General features: G+C 63.9%; 16 protein-coding genes. 14 read left to right on the top strand and 2 right to left on the bottom strand.

All coding sequences use genetic code 11. The annotated features are described in order from the left end of the window. Positions 1-30 precede the first annotated feature (30 nt). The 14 genes from AC1VON_RS32285 (at position 31) to AC1VON_RS32350 (ending at position 16120) form a co-directional block, all read left to right on the top strand. The gene (locus AC1VON_RS32285) at positions 31-1089 is read left to right on the top strand and encodes a LacI family DNA-binding transcriptional regulator (protein WP_483126092.1); all 1059 of its coding nucleotides are present in this window, start codon (positions 31-33) and stop codon (positions 1087-1089) included. Continuing rightward, positions 1086-2102: a Gfo/Idh/MocA family protein gene (locus AC1VON_RS32290; RefSeq protein WP_483126093.1), complete on the top strand. Its 1017-nt coding sequence runs from the start codon at positions 1086-1088 to the stop codon at positions 2100-2102. The genes AC1VON_RS32285 and AC1VON_RS32290 overlap by 4 nt, the downstream gene beginning before the upstream one ends. Then, a complete protein-coding gene (locus AC1VON_RS32295; protein ID WP_483126094.1) occupies positions 2099-3700 on the top strand; it encodes an acyl CoA:acetate/3-ketoacid CoA transferase in 1602 nt (533 codons plus the stop codon). Before AC1VON_RS32290 ends, AC1VON_RS32295 begins: the two co-directional genes overlap by 4 nt. After that, positions 3693-4469 carry an enoyl-CoA hydratase/isomerase family protein gene (locus tag AC1VON_RS32300; protein WP_172348680.1) on the top strand — a complete coding sequence of 259 codons (777 nt, stop codon included), beginning with the start codon at positions 3693-3695 and terminating at the stop codon, positions 4467-4469. The genes AC1VON_RS32295 and AC1VON_RS32300 overlap by 8 nt, the downstream gene beginning before the upstream one ends. Before the next feature lie 13 nt (positions 4470-4482). Continuing rightward, the gene (locus AC1VON_RS32305) at positions 4483-5994 is read left to right on the top strand and encodes an aldehyde dehydrogenase family protein (protein ID WP_483126095.1); all 1512 of its coding nucleotides are present in this window, start codon (positions 4483-4485) and stop codon (positions 5992-5994) included. A gap of 58 nt (positions 5995-6052) precedes the next feature. Beyond that, a complete protein-coding gene (locus tag AC1VON_RS32310) occupies positions 6053-7306 on the top strand; it encodes an ABC transporter substrate-binding protein (protein ID WP_095084589.1) in 1254 nt (417 codons plus the stop codon). A gap of 153 nt (positions 7307-7459) precedes the next feature. Beyond that, positions 7460-8416 (top strand): carbohydrate ABC transporter permease, encoded by a 957-nt coding sequence (locus AC1VON_RS32315; protein WP_172348678.1) that lies wholly within the window; start codon positions 7460-7462, stop codon positions 8414-8416. Beyond that, the gene (locus tag AC1VON_RS32320) at positions 8413-9357 is read left to right on the top strand and encodes a carbohydrate ABC transporter permease (RefSeq protein ID WP_483126096.1); all 945 of its coding nucleotides are present in this window, start codon (positions 8413-8415) and stop codon (positions 9355-9357) included. The genes AC1VON_RS32315 and AC1VON_RS32320 overlap by 4 nt, the downstream gene beginning before the upstream one ends. Positions 9358-9378: 21 nt before the next feature. Continuing rightward, positions 9379-10494: an ABC transporter ATP-binding protein gene (locus AC1VON_RS32325; RefSeq protein WP_483126097.1), complete on the top strand. Its 1116-nt coding sequence runs from the start codon at positions 9379-9381 to the stop codon at positions 10492-10494. A gap of 88 nt (positions 10495-10582) precedes the next feature. Continuing rightward, positions 10583-12085, top strand: coding sequence for an FAD-dependent oxidoreductase (locus tag AC1VON_RS32330; protein ID WP_483126098.1), 1503 nt, complete (start codon positions 10583-10585; stop codon positions 12083-12085). Next, complete coding sequence (locus AC1VON_RS32335) at positions 12082-12843, top strand: 3-ketoacyl-ACP reductase (RefSeq protein WP_483126099.1); 762 nt, start codon at positions 12082-12084, stop codon at positions 12841-12843. The genes AC1VON_RS32330 and AC1VON_RS32335 overlap by 4 nt, the downstream gene beginning before the upstream one ends. Before the next feature lie 11 nt (positions 12844-12854). Continuing rightward, positions 12855-14483 carry a GMC family oxidoreductase gene (locus AC1VON_RS32340; RefSeq protein WP_483126100.1) on the top strand — a complete coding sequence of 543 codons (1629 nt, stop codon included), beginning with the start codon at positions 12855-12857 and terminating at the stop codon, positions 14481-14483. A gap of 11 nt (positions 14484-14494) precedes the next feature. After that, complete coding sequence (locus AC1VON_RS32345) at positions 14495-14812, top strand: Dabb family protein (protein WP_172348672.1); 318 nt, start codon at positions 14495-14497, stop codon at positions 14810-14812. 90 nt (positions 14813-14902) lie between these two features. Further along, positions 14903-16120, top strand: coding sequence for an MFS transporter (locus AC1VON_RS32350; protein WP_483126101.1), 1218 nt, complete (start codon positions 14903-14905; stop codon positions 16118-16120). Positions 16121-16126: 6 nt separating this feature from the next. Here the strand turns inward: AC1VON_RS32350 and AC1VON_RS32355 are convergent, their stop codons facing one another. Both AC1VON_RS32355 and AC1VON_RS32360 read right to left on the bottom strand, forming a co-directional pair. Next, the gene (locus AC1VON_RS32355) at positions 16127-16972 is read right to left on the bottom strand and encodes an EamA family transporter (RefSeq protein WP_202325961.1); all 846 of its coding nucleotides are present in this window, start codon (positions 16970-16972) and stop codon (positions 16127-16129) included. Between the two features lie 7 nt (positions 16973-16979). Then, the gene (locus AC1VON_RS32360; protein ID WP_483126102.1) at positions 16980-17888 is read right to left on the bottom strand and encodes an endonuclease/exonuclease/phosphatase family protein; all 909 of its coding nucleotides are present in this window, start codon (positions 17886-17888) and stop codon (positions 16980-16982) included. Between the last annotated feature and the right edge of the window lie 311 nt (positions 17889-18199).

Raw genomic sequence — 18199 nt, forward strand, 5'->3', positions numbered from 1 at the left:
TTTGAACCAAAACCGGGAGGAGATATCGGGATGGCCAGCCGGGCCAAGGCGACGATCTTCGACATTGCCCGCGAGGCAGGCGTGTCCAAATCGACGGTGTCGCTCGTGCTCCAGGGCAGCGGGCTGATCCGGCCCGAGACGGCGGTCAAGGTGCGCAAGGCGATCGAGGATGTCGGCTATGTCTACAATCGCGGCGCCGCCAATCTGCGCAAGGCCCATTCCAACGTCATCGGCATGGTCATCAACGATCTCACCAATCCGTTCTTCGCCGAACTGGCGGTGGGCATGGAGCGCGTCTTCCAGTCGGCCGGCATCGTGCCCTTCATCGCCAATACGGCGGAAAATCCGGTGCGACAGGAAGAGGTGCTGAAGTCGCTGATGGAGCAAGGCGTCGCCGGCCTCATCGTGTCACCGGCACGCGGCACCACGCCAGGCGCTTTCCGGCGGCAGGAGATGGCTGGCGTGCCGGTTGTCTTCGCCATGCGCCGCTTGCCTGATAGCCGCATCCCGGTGATCGCGCCCGACAATCATCGCGGCGCCTATATTGCCGCTGCTCATCTCATCGGCAAAGGCCATCGCCGGCTGGCCTTCTTCGGCGGCACTTCGGACCTGGTGGTCTATCAGGAACGGCTGGGCGGCTTTCGCGAAGCCTGCGAGACACTGGGCATCGCCCCTCGCGACGTGCTCGTCATCGAGGGCGAGACCAGCCGCAAGGGTGGCATTGCTTGCCTGGAAACCGCACTCGCAATGGTCGAGCCGCCGACATCGGCGCTTTGCTTCAACGATGCCGTCGCCTTCGGCGTGATGCTGGCATTGCGCAAGCGCCGGCTTGAGCCGGGACAGGATTTCGCCGTCGTCGGCTTCGACGACGTAGTCGAGGCCGAACACTACATGCCGGCGCTGACCAGTGTCGCGGTTGACACAACCGGTCTTGGCGAACGCGCAGCACACGTCATGCTCAAGATGATCCAGTCGCGCACCACGCGTGCCGAAGACCATATCGGCGCGGTCAATCTCGTTGTCAGGGAAAGCTGCGGCCCGGATCGCCGCACACGAAACAGGCCTGCAGGAACGGGAGGCGCGGCATGAGCGTCAAGTGGGGACTGATCGGCGCCAGCACGATCGCCAGGCAATTCATGATCAATGCCATTCGTACGCAGGCCGATGGCAGGATCGCGGCGGTGATGAGTTCCAGCCCAGAGCGGGCCCAGGCATATGCCGTGGAAAACAACATTCCGCTTGCGGTCTCGACGCTTGACGAGCTCCTTGGCGAGGATATCGACGCCGTCTACATCTCGACCATCAACGAGTTGCATCTCAAGCAGGCGCTTGCCGCCATCAACGCGGGAAAGCATGTGCTGTGCGAGAAGCCGCTGGCGCTGACCAGCGCCGACGCGCGTAAGATGGTCGCGGCCGCCAGCGCCGCCGGCGTCGTGCTCGGCACCAACCATCATCTGCGCAACGCCGGTGCGCATCGTGCCATGCGGGACGCCATCGCCACCGGCCGCATCGGCAAGCCGATCGCCGCACGCGTTTTCCATTCCGTCTATCTGCCGGAAAACCTGCAGGGCTGGCGCATTACCAAGCCCGAAGCGGGCGGCGGCGTGGTGCTCGACATCACCGTGCACGATGCCGACACGCTGCGCTTCGTGCTCGGCGACGATCCGGTCGAGGTCTCGGCCTTCACGCAAGCCGCCGGCATGGCCGACAGCGGGCTGGAAGACGGTGCCATGTGCATCTGGCGCTTCAAATCGGGCCTCATCGCCCAGTCGCATGAAGGCTTCACGACCAAATTCGCCGACACCGGTTTCGAGGTGCACGGCTCGGAAGGCTCGCTGATCGCCGGCAATGTCATGACCCAGAAGCCGGACGGCTCGGTGCTGTTGCGCACGGCCAAGGGTGAGGAGCAATTGAGCTTCGACCGCGAGGATCTCTACGCCAGGTCCGTGCGTCAGTTCCATGCCGCGATCCACGGCGACGGCCAGCCCTCCGCCACCGGCGAGGACGGCATCTGGTCGTTGGCCTCGGCCGAGGCGGCATTGCAATCGGCCAGCTCCGGCAAGGCCGTCAAGATCGACCCGAAACTCGGGAGCATGAAGTGAGCAAGGTCGTTTCCGCAACGCAGGCAGCCAGCCTGATCAAGGACGGCATGGTCGTTTCCGTGTCGTCGTCGAGCGGCCTCGGCTGCCCGGACGCGGTGCTGGCCGCCATCGGCGAACGTTTCGACGCGGAAGGTCACCCGAAGAACATCACCACGCTGCATCCGATCGCCGCCGGCGACATGTATGGCATCAAGGGCATCGATCATCTCGCCAAGCCCGGCCTGCTGAAGCGCACTTTGTGCGGCTCCTATCCGTCCGGCCCCTCCTCCGCCGAGCCCCCACAGATCTGGAAGATGATCGGCGACAATTCGGTCGCCGCCTACAATGTCCCGTCCGGCATCCTGTTCGACATGCACCGTGAAGCCGCCGCCAAGCGGCCGGGCGTGCTGACCAAGGTCGGTCTCGACACATTCGCCGACCCGCGCCACCAGGGTTGCGCCATGAATGCGGCGGCCAGCGAGCCGATCGTGTCGGTGCAGCAGTTTGATGGCGAGGAATGGCTCTATTTCCGCTCGATCGTCCCGCAGGTCTCGATCATCCGCGCCACCACGGCGGACGAACGCGGCAACCTCACCTATGAGCATGAAGGCGCCTATCTTGGCGGCCTCGAGCAGGCGCTCGCCGCCCGCAACAATGGCGGCATCGTCATCGCGCAGGTCAAGCGCGTCGTCGAGAACGGCACGCTGAAGCCGCATGATGTGCGCGTGCCGGGCGTGCTGGTCGACCATATCGTGGTGGCGCCCGACCAGTTGCAGACGACGTTGACGCCTTACGACCCGGCGATTTCGGGCGAGATCTTCCGGCCGCTGTCGACCTTCCGCAATGCCGAGATGAACGTCCAGAAGGTGATCGCGCGCCGCGTCGCCATGGAATTGCGCGACGGCATGGCCGTCAACATCGGCTTCGGCATCTCCGCCAATGTGCCGCGCATCCTCCTGGAAGAAGGCCAGCACGGCAAGGTCACCTGGGTGATCGAACAAGGTGCTGTCGGCGGCGTGCCGCTGCTCGACTTCAAGTTCGGCTGCGCTTCCAACGCCGAGGCGATCATGCCCTCGCCGCACCAGTTCATCTATTTCCAGGCCGGCGGCTTCGACGCCTCGCTGCTCTCCTTCCTGCAGATCGACCGCCACGGCTCGGTCAATGTCTCGAAGCTGTCGGCGCGGCCGCATGTCACCGCCGGCGCCGGCGGCTTTGTCGACATCACGGCGCGGGCGAAGAAGATCGTCTTCTCCGGCTTCTTCAATGCCGGCGCCAAGCTTTCGCTGGCCGATGGCGGCATCCGCATCGACCAGGAGGGCAAGGTCAAGAAGATCGTCAACGAGGTCGAGCACATCTCGTTTTCGGGCAAGCGCGCCGTCGCCCAGGGCCAGGATATCACCTATGTCACCGAGCGCTGCGTGATGAAGCTGACGCCTGATGGGCTGATGGTGACGGAACTGGCGCCGGGCATCGACCTCGAGCGCGACGTGCTGGCGCAGTCGGAAACACCGCTTGGCGTCGCAAACGACCTCAAGGTGACGCCGGCGACGCTCTATCAGGATCGGCCAATCGGCCTGTCGCTCAATCGCGGCGCCTCGCTCGGAGGCGCGCATGGCTGAGCCTCTCGTCACCTTCGAGCGGGACGGCGCCATCGGCATCGTTACCTTGCGGCGGCCTGAAAAATTCAACGCGCTGGATATTCCGATGCTGCGGGCGCTGGAAACGGCGCTCGACACGGCCGAGGCGGCTGAAGGCGTGCGCGTCGTGCTGCTGCGCGGCGAAGGCAAGGGCTTTTGCGCCGGCGGCGATGTCGAGGCGTGGGCGCAGATGAACGCGGCCGACTTCCAGGTGCAATGGGTGCGCTATGGCCACCGGGTGTTCGACCGGCTGGCGAGGTTGCGGCAGCCGACGATCGCCGTGCTGTCGGGCCATGCGCTGGGCGGGGGGCTGGAACTGGCCGTCGCTTGCGATTTTCGCGTCGCCGAGGCGCAGGTGAAACTGGGCTTCCCCGAAACCTCGATCGGCGTCGTGCCCGGCTGGTCCGGCACGCAGCGCGCCGTGCGCCGCTTCGGGGCCCAGACCGTGCGCCGCTTGGCTTTGGGTGGCGAGATACTTCTCGCTCCCGAAGCGCTGGCCCTTGGCGTGGTCGATAGGGTGGTTGAAACCGGCAACGGGCTGGCCCACGCCAGCGCCTGGGCGCAGACGATCGCCGAGCGCGGGCCGTTGGCGACCGAAGCCGCCAAGCTGATGATCGCCGTGGCCGAAGGCGAGGAAAGTGCGGCGGCAACGGAAGCACTGGCCAGCGGTTTCATCGCGCTCTCCGGAGACCTCAAGGCTGGTGTAAGCGCTTTCAAGACCAAGCAGAAACCCGCATTTTCTAGAAGTTAGAGAAAAAATCCTGATGAACGCCCCCCTCAACATCGCCATGCCCGCCGAAGCGTCAGCCGCGCCAAGAAACTATCGGCTGCTGATCGACGGCAAGCATGTCGATGCGCGCGACGGCCGCGCGATCGAGCGCAAGAGCCCTGGCCATGGCTTCACCGTTTCGCGCTATGCGCAGGCCGGCGAGGCCGAGGTGGAAGCAGCCGCGCAGGCCGCGCACAGGGCGTTCGAGACCGGTCCCTGGCCACGCATGAAGGCGGCCGAACGCGCCGCGATCCTTTTCAAGGCGGCGGACCTGATCGAGACGCGGCTGGAAGACATCGCCCGGCTCGATGCACTGGAATCGGGCAAGCCGATCGCCCAGGCGCGCGGCGAGATCGGTGGCGCCGTCGACATCTGGCGCTACGCCGCCTCGCTCGCCCGGACGCTGCACGGCGAGAGCTACGCCAATCTCGGCGACGCCATGCTGGGCGTGGTCGTGCGCGAGCCGATCGGCGTCGTCTCGATCATCACACCGTGGAATTTCCCGTTCCTGATCGTCAGCCAGAAACTGCCCTTCGCGCTTGCCGCCGGCTGCACGGCGGTGGTGAAGCCGAGCGAGATGACCTCGGCCTCGACTTTCGTGCTCGGCGATATCCTGCTTGAGGCCGGCGTGCCCGCTGGCGTCGTCAACATCCTTGCCGGCCTGGGCGGTGATGTCGGTGCGCCGATGGTCAGCCATCCCCTGGTCGAGATGGTGTCGTTCACCGGCTCGACCCGCGTCGGCAAGATGACCATGGCATCCGCTGCGCAGTCGCTCAAGAAGGTTTCGATGGAGCTCGGCGGCAAGAACGGCCAGATCGTCTTTCCCGATGCCGATCTCGAAGCGGCCGCCGACGCGGCGGTGTTCGGCGGCTTCTTCAATGCCGGGGAATGCTGCAACGCCGGCAGCCGGCTGATCGTGCACGAGGCGATCGCCGACGATTTTCTTGCCACCGTAAAGGCACTTACATCGAGAGTAGCAGTGGGAGATCCACTGGACGATCGAACCAAGGTCGGCGCGATGATCTCGTCCGACCATCTGGCCAAGGTGACCGGTTACGTCACGGCAGCCGCAAGCGGCGGCGGCAACGTCTACAGCGGTGGCCGGCAGCTGGCCTCCAATGCCGGCCAATATCTCGACCCAACCATCATCCGCGGCGTCACCGAGGACATGGCCATCGCACGCGAAGAAGTGTTCGGGCCGGTGCTCTCCGTGCTGACTTTTGAAACGATTGAAAAGGCGTTGCACATCGCCAACAACACGCCCTATGGTCTGTCGGCAGGCGTGTGGAGCGCCAGCATCGACACTTGCATGTCGGTGGCGCGTGGGGTGCGTTCGGGGACGGTTTGGGTGAACACATTCATGGAAGGTTATCCCGAGCTGCCTTTCGGAGGCTACAAGCAGTCCGGTCTAGGACGCGAACTCGGCAAACGCGCGGTCGAGGACTATACCGAGGAAAAGACAATCCAGTTTCATCGCGGCCAGCGCACAGGATGGTGGGTCGGCTGAGTTTGGAAGAACCCGGTGGGCTTCCACCGGTCGTGTAATGCAACAAGGGAGGAAGTACATGTTGCGCAAACTGCTTATCGGAACGGCTCTCGCATCGGGTCTGGCCTTCGCCGCCCATGCCGAGGACGTCAAGGAAGTGCAGATGCTGCATTGGTGGACGTCGGGCGGCGAAGCTGCTGCCCTCAACGTCTTGAAGGGCGATCTGGCCAAGGAAGGCTATGCCTGGAAGGACGTGCCGGTGGCCGGAGGTGGCGGCGACGCCGCCATGACCGCGCTGAAGGCGATGGTCGCGGCCGGCAACTACCCGACCGCCTCGCAGATGCTCGGCTACACCGTGCTCGACTATGCGGCGGCCGGCGTCATGGGCGACCTGACCGAGACAGCGAAGAAGGAAGGCTGGGACAAGTCGGTTCCGGCCGCCCTGCAGAAGTTCTCGGTCTATGACGGCAAGTGGGTCGCGGCCCCGGTCAACGTCCACTCGGTCAACTGGCTGTGGATCAACAAGGCTGTGATGGACAAGATCGGCGGCACCGAGCCGAAGACCTTCGACGACTTCGTTGCCCTGCTCGATAAGGCCAAGGCTGCAGGCGTGATCCCGCTCGCTCTCGGCGGCCAGAACTGGCAGGAAGCCACCATGTTCGACTCGGTCGTGCTGTCGACCGGCGGACCCGAGTTCTACAAGAAGGCCTTCAACGACCTCGACGACGCTTCGCTCAAGTCGGACACGATGAAGAAGTCGTTCGACAACCTGGCCAAGCTCGTCACCTATGTCGACCCGAACTTCTCGGGTCGTGACTGGAACCTCGCCACCGCGATGGTTATCAAGGGCGACGCCCTGGTGCAGGTCATGGGCGACTGGGCCAAGGGCGAGTTCCACGCCGCCAAAAAGACCCCGGGCACGGACTTCCTGTGCTATCGCTTCCCGGGCACTGACGGCTCCGTGATCTACAACTCCGACATGTTCGGCATGTTCAACGTTCCGGACGACCGCAAGGCCGCCCAGGTCGCACTGGCCACCGCCACCTTGTCGAAGAGCTTCCAGTCCGCCTTCAACGTCGTCAAGGGTTCGGTTCCGGCCCGTACCGACGTTCCAGACACCGACTTCGACGCTTGCGGCAAGAAGGGCATCGCCGACCTCAAGGCAGCCAATGACGGCGGCACGTTGTTCGGCTCGCTGGCCCAGGGCTATGGCGCGCCTCCGGCGGTCGCCAATGCCTACAAGGACGTCGTCTCGAAGTTCGTCCATGGCCAGATCAAGACCTCGGACGAAGCCGTGACCGAGTTGGTCAAGGCGATCGACGACGCCAAGTAAGCGCCGGCCACGAAAACACCTTCCCCGCTTCGGCGGGGAAGGTTTCATCCCACGATTGGCCGGCTCGACACCATGCCGACCAAGGACCCGTCCGCACGGGCCGCCTTGCCGCCTGACGGCAGCGCACGGACGACCCGAAAACGGGAGGAGCTCATGAGCACGCTAGCAACAAGCCAGATCAAGCCGACGCCCGAGCATGCACGGCCCCGCGCCACTGTGCGTTCGCGCCTGCAGGACGCCTTGCCGAAGATCGTGCTGGCGCCGAGCTTCGCCATCACGATCGTCTTCGTCTACGGCTTCATCCTGTGGACGATCTATCTGTCCTTCACCAATTCCAAGACCTTCCCGTCCTATGTCATCACCGGCCCGCGCGCCTATCAGCGGCTGTGGGGCTGGACCTTCGACACCGACCCGCCGTCGAGCTGGTACACGTCGATCACCAACATGGGCATTTTCGGCTTTCTCTACATCCTGATCTGCCTGGCGCTCGGCCTGTTCCTGGCCATCCTGCTCGACCAGAAGATTCGCGGCGAAGGCGTGCTGCGGCCGATCTACCTCTATCCCATGGCCTTGTCCTTCATCGTCACCGGCGTCGCCTGGAAATGGTTCCTCGACCCAGGACTCGGCCTCGAGCAGACCTTGCATCAATGGGGCTGGACGAGCTTCCATTTCGACTGGATCAAGAACAAGGATTTCGTCATCTACACCGTGGTCATCGCCGGTGTCTGGCAGGCCTCCGGCTTCATCATGGCGATGTTCCTGGCCGGCCTGCGCGGCATTGACGGCGAGATCATGAAGGCGGCGCAGATCGACGGCGCCACCACCTTCCAGCTCTACCGCCGCATTGTCATTCCGCTGCTCAGGCCAATCTTCCTGTCGGCCTTCATCGTGCTCGCCCACCTCGCCATCAAGTCCTACGATCTGGTGGTCGCGCTGACTTCTGGCGGCCCCGGCGGCTCGGCGTGGCTGCCGTCCAACTTCATGTATGAGTACACATTCAAGCGCAACGAGATGGCTGTCGGCTCGGCCAGTGCCGTGATCATGCTGATGACCATCGTCGCCATCATCGTGCCCTATCTCTATTCCGAACTCAGGGAGAAGCCGCGATGAGCGCTGTCACCGCTCCCGCCCGCCAGGCTTCCGGCGGCGTCAACGTCAAACTCGTCAACCGCATTGTCATCTATGGGCTTCTGGCGCTGTTTGCGCTGTTCTACCTGATGCCGCTGTTCGTCATGCTGGTCACCTCGTTCAAGACCATGGACGAGATCCAGAACGGCAACATGCTGGCGCTGCCACAATCGCCGACCTTCGACCCGTGGCTGAAGGCCTGGGGCGAGACCTGCGTCGGTCTCACCTGCGCCGGCATCAAGGGCTATTTCTGGAATTCCATCAAGATGGTGGTTCCGGCCGTGCTGATCTCGACCATGCTCGGGGCACTCAATGGCTACGTGCTAACCAAATGGCGTTTTCGCGGCGCGACACTGGTGTTCGGGCTGATGCTGTTCGCCTGCTTCATCCCGTTCCAGTCGGTGCTGCTGCCGATGGCGACGATCCTCGGCAGCCTCGGCCGCTTCGGCGTCTTGCTGCAGAACTCGGTCGGCACCAGCTTCGGCCTCGGCAATCCGACGGTCAATCTGGTCTTCGTCCATGTCGTCTACGGCATCGGCTTCACCACTTTGTTCTTCCGCAACTATTACGAGGCCTTCCCGACCGAATTGATCAAGGCCGCACAGGTCGACGGCGCCTCCTTTTTCCAGATCTTCCGCCGCATCATGCTGCCGAACTCGATACCGATCTTCGTCGTTACCGTCATCTACCAGTTCACCAACATCTGGAACGACTTCCTGTTCGCTTCCGCCTACGCCGGCACCGGCGACGCGATGCCGATGACGGTGGCGCTCAACAACGTCGTCAACACCTCGACCGGCGTCGTCGAATACAACGTCAACATGGCGGCCGCGATGATCGCGGCTCTGCCCACCCTGATCGTCTATGTCGTCGCCGGCCGCTATTTCGTGCGCGGGCTGATGGCGGGCGCGGTCAAGGGCTGACCACATTCAGAAGGAACGACCATGGCTTTTCTGGAAATTGATGGGCTGAAGAAGCGCTTCGGAAATGTTGAGATCCTGAAGGGCATCAATGTCGAACTCGAAAAGGGTGGCTTCCTGGTGCTGGTCGGCCCGTCAGGTTGCGGCAAGTCCACTCTGCTCAACACCATCGCCGGCCTGGAGCAGATCACGGAGGGCGAGATCCGTGTCGACGGCCGCGCCATCAACGATCTGCACCCGTCCAAGCGCGACATCGCCATGGTGTTCCAGAGCTATGCGCTCTACCCGAACATGACGGTGGCCGGGAACATCTCCTTCGGCATGGAAATGCGCGGCGTGCCCGCCGACGAGCGCCAGAAGGCGATCGACAAGGTGGCCAAGGTCCTGCAGATCGGCCATCTCCTGCAGCGCAAGCCAAGCCAGCTTTCGGGCGGCCAGCGCCAGCGTGTCGCCATGGGCCGGGCGCTGGTGCGCGACCCCAAACTGTTCCTGTTCGACGAGCCGCTGTCCAACCTCGACGCCAAGCTGCGCGTCGACATGCGCATCGAGATCAAGCGCCTCCACGCCACGACAGGCACAACCATCGTCTACGTCACCCACGACCAGATCGAGGCGATGACGCTGGCCACCAAGATCGCCGTGATGCGCGACGGCGAGGTGCAGCAATTCGGCACGCCGGCCGAAATCTACAACAATCCGGGCAATGTCTTCGTCGCCGACTTCATGGGCTCGCCGGCGATGAACCTCATCCCGGCGACGATCGGCACCAACGGCAATGCGCTGTCCGTCGTGCTGCAGCGCGAGGCGCGTCAGCCGATCACTCTGCCGATGGCCAATGCGCCAGCCGGGCTGTCGGCGTTCAAGGGCAAGCCGGTCATCTTCGGCGTCCGGCCGGAGGCCCTGACCGATCCGGAGGGTGCGGAGCGCAACGCCTCGCATATCGCCACCGCCGACTGCCATATCGAGGTTGTCGAACCGGCGGGCTCGGACACATTCGCCGTCACCAACCTCGGCGGCAAGGGCGTGGTCGCGCGTCTGCGCGCCGACGCCAACATCCAGCCCGGCACCAACACGCCACTAGCCTTCAACCTGACCAAGGCGGTGTTCTTCGATCCGGCGACCGAGAACCGCATCCGCTAATGTGTGTCGCCCAAAAGTGGATCCGGTTTTGGGGCAACGACATGCATCAAAACAAAAACCCAAAGCGCGTCAGGACGCGATTTAGGCCATGACGAATCCGGACATCGTCATCATCGGCTCCGGCATCGGCGGCGCCACGATCGCCTCCGGTCTGGCCGGCAGCGGCGCCTCGATCCTGATGCTGGAGCGCGGCGAGCCCTTGCCGGCAACGCCGCATGCGCGCGACACGCGCGCCATCTTCGTCGACGGCCACTACCGGCCGAAGGAGATGTGGCGCGAAGCCGGCGGAGCCGCATTCAATCCTGGCAATTACTATTATGTCGGTGGCAATTCGAAGTTCTACGGGGCGGTGCTGATCCGCTACCGCAAGGAAGACTTCTCCGCCATGGAGCATTTCGGCGGCGTCTCGCCGGCATGGCCATTTTCCTATGACGAGTTCGAGCCCTGGTATTCGAAGGCAGAGCAGCTCTTTCGTGTGCGCGGCACGCTGGCGGAAGACCCGACCGAGCCGTTCCACTCGATCCCCTACGCCTACAAGCCGGTGCCCGACGAAGCACCGATCGCGCGCGCCCGCGCCGAACTCAAGGGGCTGGGCCTGCATCCGGCCTCGCTGCCGCTCGGCGTCGACATCGACACCTGGCTGAAAGAAGGCAGAACCGGCTGGGACGCTTTTCCAAACACCGGTCAGGGCAAGATGGACGCCCAGACGGCACCGCTCGCCGCAGCGTTGAAGGACAGCAACATCCGGCTCGAGACCGGCTGCTACGTCGAGTATCTCGAGGCAGCACCCGACGGCAAAAACGTCGCCGCGATCCATTACCGGCAGAATGGCGAGGCGAAGAAAGTCACGCCAAAACTGGTCATCCTGTCCGCCGGCGCGGTCAATTCCGCCGTCATCCTGCTGCGCTCGCCTTCACCGGATGGCAAGGGCCTCGCCAACCTCTCCGACCAGGTCGGCCGCAATTTCATGAACCACAATTCCAGTGCCATGCTGGCCATCGACCCGCGCCGCAGGAACGATGCCGTCTACCAGAAGACGCTGATGCTGAACGACTATTATCTCTCCGACGGCAAGGGCGGCAAGCCGCTCGGCAACGTCCAGCTGCTCGGCAAGATCGACGGCAACATGCTCAAGGCCAATGTGAAGACGATGCCGAAATTCGCGCTCGAGTACATGGCCGGCCATGCCGTCGACTGGTATTTGATGTGCGAAGACCTGCCCGATCCGGAAAGCCGCATCATGGTCGACGGCAAGGACATCGTCATGCAGTGGCGGCGCTCCAACATGCAGTCGCTCGACGGGCTGACCAAGGTGATGCGCGAAAACTTCCGCGCCTGCGGTTATCCCATCGTGCTGTCGCGCCCCTTCGACAAGCGCACGCCGTCGCACCAGTGCGGCACGGTCAAGATGGGCGACGATCCGGCGACCGCGCCGCTCGATCCGTTCTGCCGATCGTTCGACCACCAGAACCTGTTCGTCGTCGATGCCAGCTTTTTGCCCAACTCGGCTGCCGTGAATCCGGCACTGTCGATCGCCGCCCAGGCGCTGCGGGTGGCCGAGCATATCCGCAAGAGCGAGCTTGCTGCATGACCCGCCCTGCGGCCATCGTCACCGGCGGCGCGCGCGGCATTGGCCTTGCCTGTGCCCAGGCGCTGGCCGATGCCGGCTTCGACATCCTGGTCGCCGATCTGGCCGAACAGGCGCCGGACGATCTGGCTACCGACATCACGGCACGCGGCGCGAAATTCGCCTATGTTCGCTGTGATATCGCCGATCTTGCCAGTCACAGCGCACTCGTCGACGCCACGTTGCGTGCCTTCGGCCGCATCGACTGTCTCGTCAACAATGCAGGCGTCGGTGCCGTGGTGCGCGGCGACCTGCTGGAGCTGAAACCGGCGAATTTCGACCATACGCTCGGCATCAACCTGCGCGGCACCGTATTTCTCAGCCAGGTCGTCGCCAAAGCGATGTTGGCCAAACCCGGCGACGACACAAGATCGATCATCACCATTACCTCGGTCAGCGCTGACATGGCCTCGCCGGAACGCTCCGACTACTGCATCTCCAAGGCCGGCCTTTCCATGTGGGTGAAGAACCTGGCGCTCAGGCTTGCCCCGGAGAACATCGGTGTGTTCGAGCTGCGGCCGGGCATCATCCGCACCGACATGACGGCAGGCGTGACCGCCAGATACGATGCCTTGATCGAGGGCGGACTGGTGCCGGCCAAACGCTGGGGCGAGGCATCCGACATCGGCTCGGTGGTGGCGACGCTTGCCACGGGCAAGCTTGGCTTTTCGACGGGCTCGATCATCAATGTCGATGGCGCGCTCTCCGTGCCGCGATTGTAAGTGGAAAAGACATGACCGATTACATCATCGTGGGCGCCGGCCCGGCCGGCTGCGTTCTGGCCAACCGGTTGAGCGAGGATCCGGCGAATTCGGTGCTGCTGCTCGAAGCCGGCGGCAAGGACTGGCATCCCTACATCCATATGCCGGCGGGCTTCGCCAAGATGACCAAGGGCATCGCGTCCTGGGGCTGGTCGACAGTGCCGCAGAAAAACATGAAGGACCGCGTCTTCTGGTACACGCAAGCCAAGGTGGTCGGCGGCGGCTCCTCCATCAACGCCCAGATCTACACGCGCGGCAACGCCCGCGACTACGACGCCTGGGAGAAGGAAGAGGGCCTCGCCGGCTGGGGCTATCGCGATGTGCTGCCCTACTTCAAACGCGCCGAGAACAACCAGCGCTACGCCAACGATTTCCATGGCGACCAGGGGCCGCTTGGTGTTTCGAATCCGATCTCGCCGCTGCCGATCTGCGAGGCCTATTTCCGCGCCGGCCAGGAGATGGGTATTCCCTTCAATCCGGATTTCAACGGCGCTGCCCAGGAAGGCGTCGGCTATTACCAGCTGACGCAGAAGGACGCCCGGCGCTCATCCGCTTCGGTCGCCTATCTCAAGCCGATCCGCGCGCGCGAGAACCTCACCGTCCGAACCGACGTGCTGGTGACCCGCATCGTCGTCGAGAAGGGCCGCGCCATTGGCGTCGAGATCGTCGACAAACCGGGGGGCGAGAAGAAAATCCTGCGCGCCGATCGCGAGGTGATCGTCTCGTCCGGCGCCATCGGCTCGCCGAAACTGTTGATGCAATCGGGCATCGGTCCGGCCGATCATCTGAAATCGGTCGGCGTCACGCCGATGCACGACCTGCCCGGCGTCGGCTCCAACATGCAGGACCATCTCGATCTGTTCGTCATCGCCGAGTGCACCGGCGACCATACTTACGACAACTACGCCAAGCTGCACCGCACGGCCTGGGCCGGCCTGCAGTACCTGCTGCTCAAGAAGGGGCCGGTGGCTTCCAGCCTGTTCGAAACCGGCGGCTTCTGGTACGCCGACCCGACCGCCGCCTCGCCCGACATCCAGTTCCATCTCGGCCTGGGCTCGGGCATCGAGGCCGGCGTCGAGAAGCTGAACAACCCCGGTGTCACCTTGAACTCGGCCTTCCTGCGGCCGCGCTCGCGCGGCACTGTGCGGCTGAAGAGCGCCGACCCGGCCGACCATCCGCTGATCGACCCGAACTACTGGTCCGATCCCTATGATCGGGCCATGTCGCTCAAGGGGCTCCGGCTGGCGCGCGAGATCATGCGGCAGAAGGCGCTTGCCCCCTACGTGCTGCGCGAAGTGCTGCCCGGCCCGTCGCTAGCCAGCGATGACGAGCTGGTCGACTATGCCTGCCGCACCTCGAAGACCGATCACCATCCTGTCGGCACCTGCCGCATGGGCCATGATGACATGGCCGTGGTGACACCGGACCTGCGGCTGCGCGGTATCGAAGCCTTGCGCGTCTGCGACGCCTCGGTGATGCCGCGCGTGCCCTCCTCCAACACCAATGCACCGACGATCATGGTGGGCGAAAAGGGCGCCGACCTGATCCTCGGTCGCGAACCGCTGCCACCGGCTGTGTTTTCCGGAAACCGGGCTGCTTGAAAGGAAAGAAAATGATCAGGCACTGTGTGTTCGTCAGGTTTCGCGATGATGTCCCCGACAGCGAGCGCGCGGCGATCCATGCCGACCTGGAAGCGCTGCGACAGGTGATCGACGGCATGGACACCGTCCACTTCAGCGCCAATGTCAGCCCGGAACCTTTCGCGCGCGGCTTCAATCATGGCTTCACCATCGACTTCCGCGATGCCGCCGCGCGCGACGCCTATCTCGTGCATGAGGCGCACCAGCGCGCGGGCGCAAGACTGGTCGCCGCACTCGAAGGCGGCACCGATGGATTGATGGTCTTCGATCTCGATCTTACGAAAAAGTGACCGCCGGTTCTCCGAAAGCCGGCTGATCGCTGTTCTCTTTTGCGAGCGGGGCGACATATCGTTCCTTTGGGGGCACCAAAGGAGGACGTCTTGAATCTCACTGCCGAGCAGAAGAAAACCGTTCTGGCCTCATTCCTGGGCTGGACGCTCGACGCTTTTGATTTCTTCCTTCTGACATTCCTGCTCACCGATATTGCGAGTGAATTCCACACAGATGTCCCGGCAGTCTCAAAGGCACTGTTCCTGACCTTGGCGACGCGCTTCATCGGCGCGTTCTTCTTTGGCATGCTCGCCGATAAATATGGGCGCAAACCCATGCTCATGCTCAACATCGTCAGCTATTCGGTGATCGGCGCGCTCGCCGCCTTCTCACCCAATCTCGGCATTTTCCTGGCGCTGCGCGCTCTGTTCGGCATTGCCATGGGCGGCGAATGGGGGCTCGGCAGTTCGCTCGCCATGGAATCCATCCCGCCGAGTGCCCGCGGCATGGTGTCGGGCATCCTGCAATGCGGCTATCCGGCAGGCTACCTGCTGGCGGCGGTGGTCTATGGCCTGCTTTATCAGCAGACCATCGGCGGCTATACGATCGGCTGGCGCGCCATGTTCCTGCTCTCCTTCGTGCCGGCGCTGATCGTGCTCTTCATCCGCTCGCACGTGCCGGAATCGCCCGCCTTCGTCGAGGCGCGGAAATCGGTGAAGCCGGGGCTGCTGGAAACGCTGCAGAAGCACTGGGGTGTCGCGCTCTATGCCGTCGTCCTGATGATGTTCTTCAACTTCTTCAGCCATGGCACGCAGGATCTCTACCCGACCTTCCTGAAGAAGCAGCACGGCTTCGACCCGCACACCGTGAGCTGGATCACCATCGTCGCCAATCTCGGCGCCATTGTCGGCGGCCTGGCGTTTGGCGCGCTGTCCGAGAAGATCGGCCGCGTCAACGCCATCACGCTCGCTTGCCTGATCGCCCTACCGTCGATCCCGCTCTGGGCCTACAGCACCACCCCCTTCATGCTGGCCATCGGCGCCTTCGTCATGCAGGTCGCGGTCCAGGGCGCCTGGGGCGTCATCCCGGTTCATCTCAACGAACTGTCACCGGGTGCGGTCCGCGCGACCTTGCCCGGCTTCATCTATCAGGCCGGTAATCTTGCCGCCTCCTACGGCGGCCCGTACCAGGCGGGAATCGCCGAGGCGGCCGGCGGCAGCTACGGCTACGCGCTGGCGCTTTTCGCCGGCGTGGTCGCCGTCTGCATCATCGTCGTCATCCGCTTCAGTCCGGAACGACGCGGCCAGGTGATGACGGTGCTGAGTTGACGAGGGCTAGCCCAGTCTGAGGGCGATGACACCGGCGACAATGCTGAGCGCGGCCGCGCCGCGCCAGCCCGTCATCTTCTCGCCGAGCGCGTAGACCGAGATCATCATGGCGAACAGGATCGAGGTCTCGCGCAGCGACGCCACCGAGGCGATGGGCGCCTTGGTCATCGCCCACATCACGATCCAGTAGGCCGCACCGCTGAGCACGCCGGTGAACAGCCCGGTCTTCCAGTCGCGCGCCAGAACGGGAAGCGCCTTAGGGCCACGAAAAATCAGGCACAGCACCAGCGCGCCAAAAGCATCGCAGATGAACAGCCAGGCGGCGTAGCTCTGCGCCGTTGCCGCCAGCCGCGCGCCGCTGCCGTCGGACAACGTGTAGCTGGCGATGAAGACCGAGGTGCCGAAGGCAAAACCGACCGCGCGCAGATTGAGCTTCTCCAGATGTGCGCCGCCGCGGAACGACATCACCAGCGTGCCGGCCGACAAAAGCAGGATTCCGACAATGGCGAGCGGCGCGGGCACTTCGGCGACGACGAACATGCCGCCAATCGCGGCCAGCAGAGGTGCCGTGCCGCGCGCCAGAGGATAGGTCTGGGCGAAATCGCCGGCCTGGTAGGCGCCGATCAGGAAGGTGCGGTAGCCCATGTGGAAGATGACCGAGGCGATGATGTAGGGCCACACCTCGGCCTTCGGCACTTCGACGAAGGGCAGCACCACGAGTGCGGCGGCACCCATGCCGAGCGTCATCAGCGTGATCGACAGGAAGCGGTCGAGATGGACCTTGACCAGCGCGTTCCAGATCGCGTGCATGGCAGCGGCGGCAAGCACCGCGAAGAAGACGAAAAGCGTCATTTCAGGTCTATCGACCTCCCAAGCCGAAGGGCGTCTCGAGATCGATATCGATCCGGACCGGGAAGTGGTCGGACGCCACCTCGCCTATGTCGGATCCCACCGAGCGCACCCGTCCGGCGAACACCCCGCCGACGAAACAATGGTCGAGCCGGCGCTTTGCCAATCTGCCGTCGATGATCTTCTCATGCGTGTGGAAATCCGCCGCCGGTTCGCTGGCAACGGAAGCCGCATCGACGAAGCCGTCGAGATAGGCGGCACCGCGATGATAGGGCGTGCTGCCGACGATGCGGCGGTATTCGCCGCTGCCCGGCTCCATATTGAAATCGCCCATCCAGATCGCCGCCAACGGATTTTCCGGCTCGGCCTCGCCGCTGGTCCAGTTGCGCGAAGGTTCGTCATCAGCGCCGCTCCACGGCCCGCCGTCAGACGGTGCGCGGCGATGCTCGGCTAGCAGATAGTCGATCTGTTCAAGCCGCTCTTCCGCGGCGATATGGGCGAGATGCAGGGAAAACACCCGCACCGGGCCGGCGGGCGTGCGGATCATGCATTCGAGTGCCGCGTTGCGGGTGTTGAGCGGCCGCAGCGTGCGGCGCATCGGCAGTGCATGCAGCCGCGACCAGACGATCGGCAGCCTTGACAGCACCATGGTGCCGAACTGCCGGCGCCGGTTGATCAGGCGGCCATCGCGCCGCTCGCTGGCATCCATGTCGAAGGCCGGCCCGTAAACCCAGTGATAACCGGGCAGCAGGCGCGACAGCAGTTCCGGCTGGTCGTCGAAATTGCTGCGCTGCCAGTGGCGTTCGACCTCCTGAAGCGCAATGATGTCGGCGCCGTCGACGACCCGCGCCGCGCGCGAAAGATCGTAGCGCCCGTCGCCGCCGAACCCGTACTGGATGTTGTAGCTGACCAGCTTCATTGCTTATCCGGCTCACTTTCGGTGATGGCAGTAGCGGTTCGGTGGATTGGTTGCAATGTGCAGGAGAATGGAAGCGGCTTGTGCCAGAAACCTCCCCTGCGCCTGCTGTGCGAGATCATGCACCGATACCTTTGCAGGTCGTTGTCCCCCATGCGCCGAAAAACGGTGCGTGGAATCCTTTTCCGTAACTTCGGTCAGACATGGCTCCGGTAACTGGCCAGACTGAGGTAGTTAAGCTCGATACTCACAACGAAATTGAAGCCATTGCACGGTTGGGAACAGGCAGCCTCAACACATCCGGGAATGTCTTG

The sequence above is a fragment of the Mesorhizobium sp. HAY1-8B genome (assembly GCF_056868045.1).